The sequence below is a fragment of the Novosphingobium sp. BL-A-41-Hi4A-0G genome (assembly GCF_055521735.1).
In genome coordinates, this window is record NZ_CM145501.1 from 1,368,402 (window position 1) to 1,383,749 (window position 15,348).

At 63.5% G+C, this 15,348-nt stretch carries 15 protein-coding genes and 2 riboswitches; of the genes, 8 read left to right on the plus strand and 7 right to left on the minus strand.

All coding sequences use genetic code 11. The features are described from left to right. Nucleotides 1-27 precede the first annotated feature (27 nt). From ACZ1JX_RS06700 to ACZ1JX_RS06725, 6 genes are all read left to right on the plus strand, one after another. Nucleotides 28-1,044 carry a glycosyltransferase family 2 protein gene (locus ACZ1JX_RS06700; RefSeq protein WP_465125975.1) on the plus strand — a complete coding sequence of 339 codons (1,017 nt, stop codon included), beginning with the start codon at nt 28-30 and terminating at the stop codon, nt 1,042-1,044. Continuing rightward, complete coding sequence (locus ACZ1JX_RS06705; RefSeq protein ID WP_465125976.1) at nt 1,041-2,714, plus strand: ArnT family glycosyltransferase; 1,674 nt, start codon at nt 1,041-1,043, stop codon at nt 2,712-2,714. The genes ACZ1JX_RS06700 and ACZ1JX_RS06705 overlap by 4 nt, the downstream gene beginning before the upstream one ends. 4 nt (nt 2,715-2,718) lie before the next feature. Further along, nucleotides 2,719-3,618, plus strand: a complete 900-nt coding sequence (locus ACZ1JX_RS06710; RefSeq protein ID WP_465125977.1) for a hypothetical protein — start codon at nt 2,719-2,721, stop codon at nt 3,616-3,618. After that, entirely contained in the window at nt 3,615-4,760 is a 1,146-nt protein-coding gene (locus tag ACZ1JX_RS06715; RefSeq protein ID WP_465125978.1) for a glycosyltransferase, read from the plus strand. The genes ACZ1JX_RS06710 and ACZ1JX_RS06715 overlap by 4 nt, the downstream gene beginning before the upstream one ends. Before the next feature lie 80 nt (nt 4,761-4,840). Beyond that, nucleotides 4,841-5,578 (plus strand): class I SAM-dependent methyltransferase, encoded by a 738-nt coding sequence (locus ACZ1JX_RS06720; RefSeq protein ID WP_465125979.1) that lies wholly within the window; start codon nt 4,841-4,843, stop codon nt 5,576-5,578. A 113-nt stretch (nt 5,579-5,691) separates the two neighbouring features. Next, nucleotides 5,692-7,242, plus strand: coding sequence for a CpaF family protein (locus tag ACZ1JX_RS06725; protein WP_465125980.1), 1,551 nt, complete (start codon nt 5,692-5,694; stop codon nt 7,240-7,242). A gap of 7 nt (nt 7,243-7,249) precedes the next feature. On the opposite strand, the gene ACZ1JX_RS06730 is transcribed toward ACZ1JX_RS06725, so the two are convergent. Beyond that, entirely contained in the window at nt 7,250-7,468 is a 219-nt protein-coding gene (locus ACZ1JX_RS06730; protein WP_465125981.1) for a hypothetical protein, read from the minus strand. 61 nt (nt 7,469-7,529) lie between these two features. Between ACZ1JX_RS06730 and ACZ1JX_RS06735 the strand changes: the two genes are divergently transcribed. Continuing rightward, nucleotides 7,530-8,453 carry a DMT family transporter gene (locus tag ACZ1JX_RS06735; protein WP_465125982.1) on the plus strand — a complete coding sequence of 308 codons (924 nt, stop codon included), beginning with the start codon at nt 7,530-7,532 and terminating at the stop codon, nt 8,451-8,453. Between the two features lie 89 nt (nt 8,454-8,542). After that, nucleotides 8,543-8,674 carry a hypothetical protein gene (locus ACZ1JX_RS06740; RefSeq protein ID WP_465125983.1) on the plus strand — a complete coding sequence of 44 codons (132 nt, stop codon included), beginning with the start codon at nt 8,543-8,545 and terminating at the stop codon, nt 8,672-8,674. A 60-nt stretch (nt 8,675-8,734) separates the two neighbouring features. On the opposite strand, the gene gcvPB is transcribed toward ACZ1JX_RS06740, so the two are convergent. The 6 genes from gcvPB to ACZ1JX_RS06770 all read right to left on the minus strand — a co-directional run bounded on the left by gcvPB (nt 8,735) and on the right by ACZ1JX_RS06770 (nt 15,347). Next, nucleotides 8,735-10,291 carry an aminomethyl-transferring glycine dehydrogenase subunit GcvPB gene (gcvPB, locus tag ACZ1JX_RS06745; RefSeq protein WP_465125984.1) on the minus strand — a complete coding sequence of 519 codons (1,557 nt, stop codon included), beginning with the start codon at nt 10,289-10,291 and terminating at the stop codon, nt 8,735-8,737. After that, nucleotides 10,288-11,646, minus strand: a complete 1,359-nt coding sequence (gene gcvPA / locus ACZ1JX_RS06750; protein ID WP_465125985.1) for an aminomethyl-transferring glycine dehydrogenase subunit GcvPA — start codon at nt 11,644-11,646, stop codon at nt 10,288-10,290. The genes gcvPB and gcvPA overlap by 4 nt, the downstream gene beginning before the upstream one ends. A 4-nt stretch (nt 11,647-11,650) precedes the next feature. Continuing rightward, nucleotides 11,651-12,022: a glycine cleavage system protein GcvH gene (gcvH, locus tag ACZ1JX_RS06755; RefSeq protein ID WP_465125986.1), complete on the minus strand. Its 372-nt coding sequence runs from the start codon at nt 12,020-12,022 to the stop codon at nt 11,651-11,653. Continuing rightward, the gene (gene gcvT / locus ACZ1JX_RS06760; RefSeq protein WP_465125987.1) at nt 12,022-13,194 is read right to left on the minus strand and encodes a glycine cleavage system aminomethyltransferase GcvT; all 1,173 of its coding nucleotides are present in this window, start codon (nt 13,192-13,194) and stop codon (nt 12,022-12,024) included. Before gcvT ends, gcvH begins: the two co-directional genes overlap by 1 nt. A gap of 33 nt (nt 13,195-13,227) precedes the next feature. Beyond that, a riboswitch (glycine riboswitch) is annotated at nt 13,228-13,353 on the minus strand. Next, a riboswitch (glycine riboswitch) is annotated at nt 13,354-13,454 on the minus strand. Nucleotides 13,455-13,507: 53 nt separating this feature from the next. Further along, the gene (locus ACZ1JX_RS06765; protein ID WP_465125988.1) at nt 13,508-14,185 is read right to left on the minus strand and encodes an NAD(P)H-binding protein; all 678 of its coding nucleotides are present in this window, start codon (nt 14,183-14,185) and stop codon (nt 13,508-13,510) included. Then, the gene (locus tag ACZ1JX_RS06770; RefSeq protein ID WP_465126373.1) at nt 14,178-15,347 is read right to left on the minus strand and encodes a deoxyguanosinetriphosphate triphosphohydrolase; all 1,170 of its coding nucleotides are present in this window, start codon (nt 15,345-15,347) and stop codon (nt 14,178-14,180) included. The genes ACZ1JX_RS06765 and ACZ1JX_RS06770 overlap by 8 nt, the downstream gene beginning before the upstream one ends. Nucleotide 15,348 lies beyond the last annotated feature (1 nt).

The following is a 15,348-nucleotide window of genomic DNA, read 5'->3' on the forward strand; positions in this document are numbered from 1 at the left end:
TTTGCGCAAGGACGGAAACGGGGCCACATGACCAAGCTGATCATCCAGATTCCCTGCCTCAATGAGGCTGACAGTCTGCCGGATACTCTTGTCGCCTTGCCCCGACGCATTCCCGGGATCGACCAGATCGAAATCCTGATCATCGACGACGGCAGTACAGATGGCACCGCAGACGTCGCCCGCCGCTTCGGCGCGCACCACGTCGTGCGCCATCGCCGCAATCGTGGCCTTGCCGCAGCCTACCAGAGCGGCCTTGATGCCGCGCTGGCCGCCGGTGCCGACATCATCGTCAACACCGATGCCGACGGGCAATACGCAGGCGAGGACATCGCCAAGCTGGTCGCGCCTATCGTCGCCAACGAGGCAGACCTCGTCATCGGCGACCGGGGCGTTGGCCGGAACGAGCATTTCGGCCCACTCAAGCGCCTGCTGCAGCGGCTTGGCAGTGCGGTCGTGCGCAACCTTTCCGGTACCGAAGTGACCGACGCGGTCAGCGGATTCCGTGCAATAAGCCGGTCCGCCGCACAGCGCATCACCATCACCACCGAGTTCAGCTATACCACCGACATGCTGATCCAGGCAGGCCGCAAGCGGTTCAAGATCGTCAGCGTACCAATCCGCACCAACGCGACCGAGCGCCCTTCACGCCTGTTCAAGTCGATCCCGCAGTTCATCGCGCGTCAGCTCATGACGATGGGCCGCGCTTATGCGACCTACAACCCGCTGCGCACTTTTGCGTTGATCGGCGGGGGGATAGCTCTGATCGGCATGCTCCCGGTGCTGCGCTTTCTGGTCCTCTGGGCCATCGGTGACGGGGCCGGACACGTGCAATCGCTGGTCCTTGGCGGCGCACTGATCGTACTCGGAACTCTCACCGGACTCTTGGGCGTGCTGGCCGAACTCATCGGGGCAAACCGCAAACTCCTCGAGGCAGCATTGGGGCATATCCGCAGGCTTGAACAGGATATAGCCACGCTCAAGGACCGCACCCCACCGAGCGCCGGCTGGAACGAAAAGGACATCTCCAGCAAGGAAGCGGCATGACCTCCGTTGCCTCAACTGGCGTCGAGTCCAGGGCATTCCGGCAGCCCGGCGACCGCTCGCAACTCATCGCGTTTGGTGCCTTGCTTGTGGTCCTGGCCCTGCAGTTCCCGCTGGTGCTGTACCGCGCGGTGAACTGGGATGAGTTCTGGCACTACAGCCTGACCGTTCTGGCGGCGCAGGGCCAACTCGATCAACCATTGCAGACATTCTTTACCCGCGCCTTCATGTGGGTGCCTGGCCTGTCGGGCAACGCTGTCGACCATGTCATCCTGATCCGCCTGTTCATGCTCGGCTGCGAACTGGCGACGCTGGCGTGTATCAGCGCCATAGCGACCCGGTTCAGTGATCGGACCACCGGGCTGCTTTGCGCCCTGACCTATCTGGCAGCCGGATACGTGCTGCAGCATGGCACGTCGTTCCGGTTCGATCCTCAGGCGACGGCACTGCTGATGGCCAGCCTCTGGGTGCTGACCTGTTGTCCGCCGAACCCGCGCTGGCTCGTGCTCGCGGGCGTGATGGGGGGATTTGCCGGCCTGATCACGATCAAGGCCGTGCTCTATGCCCCGGCCTTTGCGGGCATTTTCTGGCTGCGCTGGGCCGAAGGCGGTCGTGACCGTGCCTACCTCAAGGCGGTTGCTGCCATGGTCGTTGCGGCCGGACTGACTTTCGCGATCGCCTATTCGATCCATGCCCAGGGGATTGTCGAAGCGAGTGGCCGCGGGGCGAAGGACATAGTCGGTGCCTCGGCGGAGAAAATGTTCAGCCTGACCAGCCACCCTTATTGGCGGCACAATCTCAAGGGCGCGGTCCTGGCGCCGGCAACGACGTTGCTGGTGCTGGCCGTTCCTTTCGCATTGCTGCGCCGGGACCGTCCAGCAGCTGAAAGGATCGCGCTTGCCGGGCTCTGGTTCCCCCTCACCACGCTCGGATTTTATCATAACACCGCACCTTACTATCACGTGTTCATGCTTGCCCCTGTGGCTGCATCGGCCAGCGCGATCATTCCGCTGGTGACGCGTCGCTACGGCACACTGTTTCTGGCCATTTGCCTCGTTGCAGGTGCGGCAATGACTATGGCTCGCGAAGAATTCGGCACGCTCGACAAGCAGCGCCAGCTCGTTGCGGCCGCGAACCAGATCTTCGGCAAGCCCGTCAGCTACTTCGACAGCTGCGCCATGCTGGGGCAATTCTCCAAGGCGAACGGCTTCATGACCCCGTGGGGCACGGAGCGCTACCTGCGTGGCGAACTGCCAAGCCTCGAACAGATCCAGCGCGAGCGCGTCGTGCCGCTGGTGGTGAACGACGACAAGATGTTCGCCGATGCATTCGAAACTGACGGCCCGGTTGCGGATTTCCTGCCCGCCGATCTTGCGATGCTGCGGCAGACCTATCGCCACTTCTGGGGGCCGTACTGGATCGCGGGGTTTGACATCGCGAAGTCGGAGCAGCCCGGCACCATCACGGTTCGGGTTCCGGGCCCCTATACCGTAAGCGCCGGTGGCAGCGTGGTGGTGGATGGCACCGAGTACCGCAGCGGACAGATTCTCGACCTCGCGCGCGGGAAGCACACGGTCCATGCAACCGCTGCCTCGACAACGCTGTCCTGGGGCCGTGCGTTGCACCAGCCTGCACAGCCTGCACCCACCGAACCCTACTTTACGTCATTCTGATCCGATGAACACGGCCATCACATCAGGCAATGCGGTTGACCGCATCACGCGCCTGCGGGCTCGCGCCCAGGCGGGAATGCGTGCCTTCTACGGCCCGTTGCTCGTGGCTGCCGCGCTGCTCTTCGTGTTTGGTGGATGGTATTCGTTCCGGCAACTCGATGTCACGCCGGACAACTTGCGACTGATCCCACTGGCGTTGCTCATGGCCACCGGCCCGATCACGCTCCTCTACAGTGGCGTCGGTCTCTTCCTGATGTCCCGTTCGGTCGGGACAGCAATGACGCTTCCGCGCGCGGTGACCCTGTCGACATACGCCAACCTTGCCGAGGCACTGCCACTGCCCGGCGGCGCGATCGTACGCACCGGCGCGCTTGTTGCATCGGGTGCAGGGCTGAAGACGAGTTCGATCCTCGTTGTGCTCTCGGCAGTCCTGTGGATCGCGATCGCTTGCCTGGGCTGCGGGCTTGCGCTGTACGGTCACGGGCATCCGGCCGCCCTTCCACTTTCGGTCATCGGATTTTGTGGAAGCGGTCTTGCGACTGGCTGGCTGGTTGCCCGCGCCGGATGGAGAAACGCACTGCTGACGCTCGGCCACCGCGTCGCCGGCATGATCTTCGTCGGCGCCAGACTGCATCTTGCGTTTCTGGCCCTCGGACAGGCGCTGCCGATGGCCGATGCACTTCCCTTTGCCCTTGCGAACGTTGCGGGGTCGGCTGCTTCGATTGCTCCAGCAGGTCTCGGCATCAGCGAGCTGCTGGCTGCAGGCGTTGCCAGCACCGTAGCCGTGGCGCCGGCGGCAGCATTTCTGGCGGTAGGCATTGACCGGCTCGTCGCCCTCGCTTCGAGCGGGCTCTATGCCCTTGCCAACATGGCAATTTCTGGCAGGCGTGGCGCAAGGTCGTGAGCGAACAAACAGAGCGCTTTCTCGTCTGGGGAACCTTCGACACCGGCAAGCCACGGGTGCGCATGCTGCTCGCCGCTCTGGCCGAGCTGCAACCTGGACTTACCGTCTGTCATCGCAAGGTGTGGGAAGGCATCGAGGACAAGAGCCAGATTGGCGGAGCTTCGCGCTGGCTCTCGATCCTGCTGACACTTCTGGTTGCCTATCCGGCCCTGATCGCAAGCTATCTGCGTGCGCCCAAGCATGAAGTGGTGCTGGTGCCCTACCCCGGCCTGCTGGATGTCCTGATCCTCTGGCCTTTCGCCAAGCTGCGCGGAAGCCGCATCTGCTGGGACATGTTCATCTCTGCTTATGACACGATCGTCGTGGATCGGGCCATGGTGTCCCGGCGCGGTCCCATCGCCAGAATGATCCATGCGGTCGAATGGCTTGCCACGCGCGCTGCCGACATTGTCCTGCTCGATACGTCGGAGCACGCAAGGCATGTCGCGGAAATCTTCGGCCTTGCACGGCACAAGGTCCGCTCCGTCTGGGTCGGGGTGGAAGACGAAACATTTCAGAGGGCCGGGCCACCCCGGACTGCCGGGCCGGTACACGTCCTGTTCTATGGCCAGTTCATTCCACTGCACGGATTGGACACGATCATCGCCGCCATCGCGAAACTGGAAAGCTCCAGCAAGACGCGTGATCTGCACTTCACCATCGTAGGGACGGGGCAGGAGGCGGCTCGCATCGACGCGAAGCTGAGCGCGCTGAACCTGGCCAATGTCGAACGCATCCAGTGGGTCGATTACGCGAGGCTCCCCGCCCTGATCGCCTCGTCAGACATCTGCCTTGGCGTATTTGCCAGCGGCGGCAAGGCTGCGCGGGTCATACCCAACAAGGTCTTTCAGATCCTCGCGGTCGGTCGGCCGCTCGTCACCATGGACAGTCCGGCGATCCGTGAGATCGTGGAACCGGGCGACGCCGTCCGGCTCGTCCGTCCCGGCGACGCGGATGACCTTGCCGAAGGAATAGAAGCGCTGGCCGAAGCCCTGCGTTCTGATGATGGTCATCGACGCATTTCTGCGGCACTTGAAGACTTGCCGCTTGCCGATGTCGCCCTCGTCCGTCAGCATCTTATCAGCGCAACGGAGACGCTATGACCGTTCAAGCCACCCTGACCGCTTCGCCAGTCACGGCAGACTTCGACAGGCAATATGGAGCGTACCTGCCGGGGCGTTGGGTGCCTGCGCCGCGCTTTGTCCTGCGACGCGACCGCATTCTTGCGCTGGCGGCGCGGCTGCGCCCCGGCAAACTGGTGGAAGTCGGCTGTGGCGCAGGTTCGCTGCTTTGCGACATGGTACGACGAGGCCACGATTGCACCGGGATTGAAACTTCCGTCCAGGCGCTGGCCATCGCGTCCGAAATGACGGCAGGAAACGACAGTGTTTCCGTGCGCGCCAACGCGGCGAGCACCTGGGACAGGCAGTTCGACCTGCTGATGTCGTTCGACGTGCTCGAACACATCGAAGACGATGCCTCGGCGCTTTCCCATTGGGTGAGCTGGCTCAAGCCAGGCGCCGCTGCGATCCTGTCGGTTCCCGGGCATCGCAAGATGTGGAGCCCGCGCGACGCCTGGGCGGGACATTTCCGCCGGTATGATCGCAAGGATTTCACCGATCTGGTCGAGCAGGCCGGACTGCGGATCGAACGGGTCGAATGCTACGGCTTCCCGCTGTCCAATCTGACCCACTGGCTCGGCAATCTGAGCGTGAAAGGGCAGGATTTTGCCGGTGGCGCAAATGACACCGCCGGGGCGACTGCGGCAAGCGGAACAGACCGCTCGACACATGTCAGGCTATTCGGGATCCAGCGATCGCTGATTGGCCGTGCGGCCATGTCGCTGGCATGCCTGGTGCAGAAGCTGTTTCTGCGTACCGATCTCGGCGACGGGTACATCATTGTTGCCCGAAAGCCCTGAAGTCTTTCGGCATTAGGAAATCCTCAAAGTTTCAGGGCTATTCACCATCTCTGAAGACGGATTGCTGACCAGACCGGTTGCATCGTGATCCGGAAGCTGACGGGATACGGCGAATGAGCGCTTTCGGGCGAAAGAACGGTATTGCAGGCAGCAGCGGCGGGGGGCGTCCCTCGTTCGGTGTGGCCCGGCCCATGCGCAGCGGCGAGGCGGCCGCGCCCGTGCCGACGGCGCCCGCTGCCGTGCCCATGCCGATGCCGATGGGCGGGGACCAGTTCCCGCCGCTTCCGCCGCTCGATCCGGTCGATGCTCCGGTTAATGCCGCATCCCTGAAGGCTGACGCCCTCACCCGTCTGGCCGACCGTGCCAACGGCGTGAACGAAGGCAACTATCAGGCAGAGGGCTTCGAAGCTTCGGTCCACAAGATCAAGGAACAGGTGCTGCCGCGTCTGCTCGAACGCGTCGATCCCGAGGCAGCGGCAACGCTGACCAAGGACGAGCTTTCGGAAGAGTTCCGTCCGATCATCCTGGAAGTGCTGGCCGAATTGAAGGTCACGCTGAACCGGCGCGAGCAGTTTGCGCTGGAAAAGGTGCTGATCGACGAACTGCTCGGCTTCGGGCCGCTGGAAGAGTTGCTAAACGACCCGGATGTGTCGGACATCATGGTCAACGGCCCGGAGCAGACCTACATCGAAAAGAAGGGCAAGCTCCAGCTCGCCCCGATCCGCTTCCGCGACGAAAGCCACCTGTTCCAGATTGCCCAGCGCATCGTCAACCAGGTCGGCCGCCGTGTTGACCAGACCACGCCGCTGGCCGACGCCCGCCTCAAGGACGGCAGCCGCGTCAACGTGATCGTGCCGCCGCTTTCGTTGCGCGGCACCGCGATCTCGATTCGTAAGTTCTCCGAAAAGCCGATCACGCTCGACATGCTGCGCGATTTCGGTTCGATGTCGGACAAGATGTGCACCGCGCTCAAGATCGCCGGCGCCTGCCGTATGAACATCGTCATCTCGGGCGGTACCGGTTCGGGCAAGACGACCATGCTAAACGCCCTGTCGAAGATGATCGATCCGGGCGAGCGCGTGCTGACGATCGAAGACGCTGCCGAACTTCGCCTGCAACAGCCGCACTGGCTGCCGCTGGAAACGCGTCCGCCGAACCTTGAAGGTCAGGGTGCGATCACCATCGGCGACCTTGTGAAGAACGCTCTGCGTATGCGTCCTGACCGCATCATCCTTGGCGAAATTCGTGGCGCGGAGTGCTTCGACCTTCTCGCGGCGATGAACACCGGCCACGACGGCTCGATGTGCACGCTTCACGCCAACAGCCCGCGTGAATGCCTTGGCCGTATGGAAAACATGATCCTGATGGGCGACATCAAGATACCGAAGGAAGCAATCAGCCGCCAGATCGCGGAATCGGTCGACATCATCGTGCAGGTCAAGCGCCTGCGCGACGGTTCGCGCCGCACGACCAACATCACCGAGGTGATCGGGATGGAAGGCGACGTGATCGTGACACAGGAACTGTTCAAGTTCGAGTATCTGGACGAGACCGAAGAAGGCAAGATCATCGGCGAGTTCCGCCCATCGGGCCTGCGTCCCTATACGCTCGAAAAAGCGCGCCAGTTCGGCTTCGACCAGGCCTACCTGGAAGCCTGCCTCTGATGCTGGATCAGGCCGCGAACCACTCTCTCGCGGCCAGACCCAGAAAGACGCAGGCAGCAACGAACGCGACGAGGTAGATCCCCGTCCAGGGCATGAAGCCGACCGCGTCCAGATTGATCCGCCTCATCCGGCGACGCTCTGCCCAGACGGACGAGAGCGCAACAGCCAGCGCAATGGCCCCGGCGCTCGCGTGAAATTGCCAGATATGATCAAACCAGTCTTCCATCACGGGCGAGATGGCGAACGAAGGGGTTGATCGCAAGGCCCTTTGGCCTATGGCCCCTGCCATGTCGTCACCCAACGCTCTGCGCCAGCCATCCCGCGATCGCCCGATGTTCGCGCTTGCGCTGCGACTGCTGGCGACAGTCCTGTTCTCGGTCATGCTGCTACTGGTGAAGCTGACGGGAGAACGCGGCATACCGCTCCCCGAGACGCTGTTCTGGCGGCAGGCCTTGCCGGCCATCGCCATCTTCGGGTGGCTCGTCTCACGAGGCCAGTTGCATCGTCTGGCAACGAGAAGGCCCTGGGTTCACGCTCGCCGTGCGCTCATTGGCGGGACGGGCATGTTCCTGACACTTGGCGTTGTTCGCTTGCTGCCTCTTGCGGAGGCGACCGTGCTCGGGTTCACCACGCCAATGTTCGCGGTGATCCTTTCTGCCTTGATGTTGAAGGAGAAGGTTGGGCCTTGGCGCTGGGGCGCGGTGCTGATGGGGCTCGTGGGCGTGCTGATAATCGCAGGGCCGGACACGTCGAACCTCCCGCCGTTCGGTGTCGCGGTCGGCATTGGCGCGGCGATGATGGTGGCGCTGGTGACGGTCCAGGTGCGGGACCTTGGCCGGACCGAGGAACCGCTGACGGTGGTCTTCTACTTCTCTGCGCTGAGTGCACCGGTTCTCGCCCTTGGCCTGATCGGCAACGACTTCGATCACGATGCGACAGGATGGCTGATGCTGGCCGGCATCGGCCTGACCGGCCTCTTCGCGCAAATCGCAATGACGGCATCTCTGCGCTATGGCTCCGTGGCGAGCGTGATGGTCGTCGATTATATCCAGCTGGCCTGGGCCACGTTCTGGGGATGGCTGATATTCAACCACCTGCCGCCAACCTCCACATGGCTCGGCGCGCCGATTATTATCGGGGCCAGTCTGCTGATCGCCTGGCGCGAGCATGTCCGCTCACGCACGCCAATCCCCGCACCTACGAACGCGTGATGGAACCGCCTCGGGCGACCGGCGTTTAGCTCTCGTCCAGTCCATGACGCGCAAGGCCGCGTCAAAGGCCAGTTCGAAAGGTGAAAGCCATGCTTCGCAAGATCGTATTCGCCACCATGATGGGTGGCCTTCTGATGGGTGCAACTGCCTGCAACACCGTGCGCGGTGCGGGCGATGACCTCAAGTCGGCAGCGAACACCACGGAAGAAGCGATCAACTGATCGCTTGTGCCGTTAAAGTTCAAAGGGCCGCTCCGGGAGACCGGGGCGGCCCTTTTCACATCAATTTTCCTTCCAGACCAGCTTTGGCTTGCGCGCGGCCAGCGTCTCGTCGAGGCGACGGCGCGGAGCGAGGTGCGGGGCGGATTTGAGCATCTCGTCCCCTGCCCTTGCCCGTTCTGCCAATGAGCGCATCGCGCCGACGAACTGGTCAATCCCGGCCTTGCTCTCGGTCTCGGTCGGCTCGACCAGCATCGCGCCGTGGACAACCAGCGGGAAATAGACCGTCATCGGGTGATAGCCCTCGTCGATCAGCCCCTTGGCGAGGTCATTGGTGGAGAAGCCCTCGGCAAAGCCATCATCCGAGAACAGCGCCTCGTGCATGCAGGGCCCCGAAGCCCCGAACGGTGCATCGAGCACGTCGTCTAGGCTGCGCAGGATGTAGTTGGCGTTGAGCACGGCATCGCCCGAAACCTGGCGCAAGCCATCCGCGCCGTGGCTCAGGATATAGGCGAGTGCGCGGGTGTACATGCCCATCTGGCCGTGGAAAGCACACATCCGGCCGAAGGCCTGCGGGTGCTCTTCGTGCGCCTGCTCTTCCTCGATCAGCTTGATCGAACCATCGGCCTGTCGCGCCGTAAAAGGCAGCGGGCCGAACGGCGAAAGCGCTTCGGACAGCACCACCGGCCCCGAACCCGGACCACCACCGCCGTGCGGTGTCGAGAAGGTCTTGTGCAGGTTGATGTGCATCGCGTCGACGCCAAGATCGCCCGGGCGCACCCGGCCGACAATCGCGTTGAAGTTCGCGCCATCGCAATAGACATAACCGCCCACGCCATGGATTGCATCGGCGATGATCTTGAGATCACGCTCGAACAGGCCGCAGGTGTTGGGGTTGGTGATCATCACGCCCGCTACATCGGGTCCGAGCCGCGCGATCAACGCAGCGGTATCGACACGGCCTTCAGGCGTGGCGGGGATGTTCTCGACCTTGAACCCGGCGAATGCTGCCGTAGCCGGATTGGTGCCGTGGGCGCTTTCGGGGACAAGGATCACATCGCGGGGATCACCCTTGGCTTCCAGCGCAGCGCGAATGCAGAGCAGGCCGCAGAGCTCGCCGTGGGCACCCGCCTTGGGGGTCATCGCCACGCCGTGCATGCCGGTGAGTTCGATCAGCCAGTGCGCGAGTTCGTTGATCACGCCCAGCGCACCCTGAACTGTCTGGACCGGCTGAAGCGGATGGACGTCGGCGAAACCGGGCATCCGCGCGACCTTCTCGTCGAGCCGCGGGTTGTGCTTCATCGTGCAGGAACCCAGCGGAAACAGGCCGAGGTCGATCGCGTAGTTCTGGCGTGAAAGGCGGGTGTAATGGCGCACCGTTTCCGGTTCGGACAGGCCCGGCAGGTTCGGCCGTTCTGCGCGAGCCAAGGGGCCAAGCGCCGAAAGGTCGATGCCGTCGGTATCCGGGAAATCGACGCCCGAACGATCGGCATCGCCCAGCTCGAACAGCAGCGCTTCCTCGAGCTGCAGCGCGCGGTTCCCGGTGAACGTGCGGATGCCGCTTTCAGGAGCATTCTCGCCCATCGAAGGACGCCATCCAGTGGGATTGATCGCGTTCATGCCAGCACCTCCTTGAGCGCCGAGAGCAGCGCTGCGATGTCCTCATCCGTCGTGCATTCGGTGGCGGCGACGACCATGCCCTTCGCAAGGGTCGCTTCCTGCGGATAGAGCCGCCCGAGCGAGACGCCGCCCAGCACCTGACGGTCAGCCAGATCGCGCACGACCTGCCGCGCGTCCTTGGGCACGGTGATCGCGAACTCGTTGAAGTAGTGGGTGTTCACCACTTCGACGCCGGGAACCTGCGCCAGAGCTGCAGCGGCCTTTCGCGTAGCCAGATGGCTGAGCTTTGCCATGTCCGACAGTCCCGATCCGCCAAGCAGCGTCATATGGATCGAGAACGCCAGAGCGCAGAGGCCCGAGTTGGTGCAGATGTTGCTCGTCGCCTTCTCGCGGCGGATGTGCTGTTCGCGGGTGGAGAGCGTCAGCACGAAGCCGCGCTTGCCATCGGCGTCCACCGTTTCACCGCACAGACGGCCGGGGATCTGGCGCAGATACTTCTCGCGGCAACCGAACAGGCCAAGGTAGGGTCCGCCGAACTGGAGACCGACGCCGAGCGACTGGCCCTCGCCCACGACGATGTCAGCGCCAAGGCTGCCGGGGCTTTGCAACACGCCGAGCGCCACCGGTTCGGTCACCACCGCGATCAGAAGCGCGCCCGCGCCTTGAGCAGCGGCGGCAATCTTCGCCAGATCGGGAATGCGTCCGAGGATGTCGGGGTACTGCACGACGACGCACGACGTATCAGCATCGATCTTCGTGATCAGCGCATCGTCATCTGGCGTGGCTTCCAGAACCGGAGCGCTGGTGTCGAGCACATCACCGGTGAACTTCGCCATCGTCCGCGCGGTTTCGACATAGTGCGGATGCACGCCGCCCGAGAGCACGGCCTTGCCCCGCTTGGTGATGCGGCCCGCCATGGCAATGGCTTCCCAGCACGCGGTCGAGCCGTCATAGAGCGAGGCGTTGGCCACGTCGGTGCCGAACAGGCGGGCAACCTGCGTCTGGAATTCGAACAGGACCTGCAGCGTGCCTTGTGCGATTTCCGGCTGATAGGGCGTGTAAGCCGTCAGGAACTCGCCGCGCTGGATCATGTGATCGACCGTCGCCGGCACATGATGGCGATAGGCGCCCGCGCCGAGGAAGAACGGCACCGATCCGGCGGTGGTGTTGTTCGCCGAAAGCCGCGCCATGTGGCGCTCTACAGCCATCTCGCTGGCGTGGTACGGCAGGCCCGCAATGGGGGCGGACAGGCGGGCTTCGGCGGGCACGTCGGCGAACAGTTCGTCGATCGAGCCTGCGCCGATGACCGAGAGCATCGCGCTCCGGTCAGCGTCGGTCAGGGGAAGATAGCGCATAGGATCAGAGCTCCGCGACGTAGGCCTGGTACGAGGCCTCATCCATCAGGCCATCGAGTTCGGCGGCATCGGATAGGGTCATCTTCCAGAGCCAGCCCTCACCCTCGGGGTCGGAATTCACCAGTTCAGGCTGATCTTCCAGCGCGCCATTGGCGACCGTGACTTTGCCCGAAACCGGCGCATAGACGTCCGACGCAGCCTTGACGCTGTCGACCACCGAGGCGCTGTCGCCCTTGCCGACTTCGCTGCCTTCGCCCGGCAACTCGACGAAGGTGATGTCGCCCAACTGGCTCTGGGCATAGTCGGTGATCCCGACCGTCGCCTCATCGCCCTCGACCGCGATCCATTCGTGGTCCTTGGTGAAATAGCGGGTCATCAGGCGGCTCCTTTGCGATGGTAGCGATGGGGGACGAAAGGCATGGGCACGACGCTGGCTGCGAGCTTGCGTCCGCGAACGTCGATGGAAAGCGGGGTTCCGGGAGTAGCGAGATCGACCAGCACATAGGCCATGGCGATGGGCCGCTCGAGGCTGGGCGAGAAACCGCCCGAAGTGACGAAGCCGACTTCGGCATCGCCCGACAGTACCTTGGCCCCTTCGCGCGCAGCCATGCGGCCTTCGATGGCGAGGCCGACGCGGCGCGTGGGCGCGCCACTGGCGATCAGCGGCAGGACCTTGTCCGCGCCGATAAAGCCGCCTTTGTTGCGGCGCCGCCTGTTGATGCCGAAAAGCAGGTCGGCGCTGACCGGATCGACCGTCTCGGTCATGTCGTGACCGTAAAGCGGCAGCCCGGCCTCAAGCCGCAGGCTGTCGCGCGCGCCAAGGCCGATGGGCTTCACTTGCGGCTGTCCGCAAATCAAGTCGGCCAGTTCGACCGCGTTTTCCGCCGGAACCGCGATCTCGAAGCCATCTTCGCCAGTATAGCCCGAGCGGCTGATCCAGGCATCGACGCCGCCCAACTTGAATTGACCGCCGCGCATGAAGGTCAGTGCCGCAAGCGAATATTCACCGGTCACCAGCGGCTCAAGTGCTTCGAACGCCTTCGGACCCTGCAGGGCAAACAGGGCGCTGTCATCAAGGTGGGTGAGCGTTACGGCGTCAGGGAGATGCTCGCGCAAGTGGGCGATATCGTCCCACTTGGTCGCGCCATTGACGACGAGGTAGAAGCCTGTGCCCCAGCGCGTGACCATCAGGTCATCGAGTATGCCGCCCTCTGCGTTCAGCAGCAGCGAGTAGCGCACGCCGCCCACGGGCAGGGTCGAAAGGTCGATAGGCAGCACGGCTTCAAGCGCCGCCTCAGCGCCATCGCCCGAAACGTAAAGCTGGCCCATGTGCGAAACGTCGAAGAAACCGGCGCTTTCGCGGATCCAGAGGTGTTCGGCGATGATCCCTTCGAACTGGACCGGCATCCAGTAACGCGCGAAATCGACCATTCGGCCACCGCGCGCACGGTGCCACTGGTCGAGCGGCAGGGTCAGCGGGCCAGCAGGTTCGCTGTCCGCTTCTTCACTTCCGTGAATTTCGCCCGAGTTATTGTATGTGTCGCTCACAAATATCATTCCCGTGCAGTTCAGACGCCATGCGGCGCCCCCTCTGTCACGGAAACCTGAGAGCTTTCCCCCGCCCGCCTCTCCAGACGGGTTTGGTTGGGGTTACCCCTTCGGCGGCCCTTCCCTTTCCGGGAAGTGACTCTTTCCAGAGTGTCGCTGTCGACCAACGCGGTCCATTTGCCTGAGAGATTCCGGGGCGGTTGCTCCTTCGGCGTCTCTCGATCCTGAACGAATCGAGAGAACTCTCCCGCGCGATCAGCGACGCTTCCTCATCGCTGCAGTGCAGCGTGAAGTCAACCGGACTGAGACAAGCTTATCCCCGGCGCAGGATGCGCCGCATCTCGTCGTGTTGGTACACCAACCGCCCATGCTGCTTCGTACCGGCCAGCTTCAGGATCACTTTCGCCACGTCACTGGCCTTGGCGGAGCGATATTTGCGCAACGCGCCCTGCATCAAAAGATCGATCAGCGGGCTGAGCATCATCCCGATCTTTTCCGCTAGTCTTGGCGTACCATCACGCTTGCCGCGCAGCAGCCCCGGCCGGATGATGTCGAGCCGCTCGAAATGCAGCTTGGCCAGCTTGTCCTCGACCTCGCCCTTGACCGAAAGATAGAAGTTCTTCGACGAGAACTGTGCGCCAATCGAAGACACGACGATCAATTGTCGTGCGCCTGCCGCCTTGGCCGCCGCCGCGCAGTCGAGCACGAGGTCATGGTCCACGGCACGAAAGGCCTGGCGGTCGCCTCCCACGGCCTTGATCGTGGTGCCAAGCGCAATGACCACGGCATGTGGGCGTCCGGCGGCTATGGCATCAGGCCAATGGTCGGTATCGGACAGCAGCATCTCCATGCGCGCGCCCGGCGGCAAAGGGACTTCGCGACGCGCAACAGCGACGAGATGGATGTCGGAGTGCCCGACAGCCTCGGCCATCACCGCACGACCGATCAATCCCGTCGCTCCCACGAGCACTACGCGGGTCTGCTCAGACATTGCGCAATCCCTCCGGTGCCTGGCCGAACAGCCTGGCATAACTGTCGATCGCATAACGGTCGGTCATGCCCGAGATGAAATCGGCGATGTGCCGCGTCCGCGAAGGTTCCGTTTCAGGCAGCGAAGCCCGCCAGCTGTCAGGCATTTGTGCGGGGTCCTCGGCATAGGCCTTGAACAGCGCCGCAATCACCCCGCGCGCGCGATCTGCGGTCTGGCACTGCTCCTCGTGCAGATAGAGCCGGTCATACATGAATTGCTTCAGCGCCCGCTCTTCCTCACTCATCGCAGGTGAGAAGGTCGCCAGCGGACGCCCCGCCGCGCGCACGTCCTCGACACTTACGACGCCCGTTTCCGCAATGTTGGCCTGTGCCTTGGCAATCACGTCGTTGACCATGCGCCCGATCTGCCCGCGCACCAGTTCGCGCAACAGACGGTCCTGCGGTGCATCGGGAAACCGACGCTCGATCACGCGCCACTGCTCTGCCAGCGAGGGCAGTTCGAGCAACTGGTCGAGGCAGAGAAACCCAGCCCTCAACCCATCGTCGATATCATGATTGTCGTAGGCTATATCGTCCGAGATCGCCGCAACCTGTGCCTCGAGCGAGGCAAAGGACTTCAGATCAAGCGGAAACGCGGCGTCCAGCTCTTCGAGCGCCCAGGTCGGCTTGATGATCGGCCCGTTGTGCTTGGCCAGACCCTCCAGCGTCTCCCACGAGAGATTCAGGCCCTCGTGCCCGCAATATGGGCTTTCGAGCCGCATCAGCACGCGCAAGGTATTGGCGTTGTGGTCAAAGCCACCTGCCCCGGCCATCGCCTCCTCCAGAGCATCCTCTCCGGCATGACCGAACGGCGGATGACCGATATCGTGCGCAAGGCACAGCGCCTCGGTCAGGTCTTCGTCCAGCCCCAGCGCGCGGGCGATCACCCGGCCGATCTGGGCCACTTCAAGGCTATGCGTCAGCCGCACCCGGTAATGGTCACCATCAGGCGCGATGAACACCTGCGTCTTGTGGCGAAGGCGGCGGAACGCAATCGAATGGATGATCCGGTCGCGGTCCCGCTGGAACGCGCTGCGCGGCCCGCGAGAGGCCTTGTCGTCCAGCCCGAACTCGCGCCCACGCGTGCGCGCAGGATCGCTGGCGTAAGATGCGCGGCGCTCGATC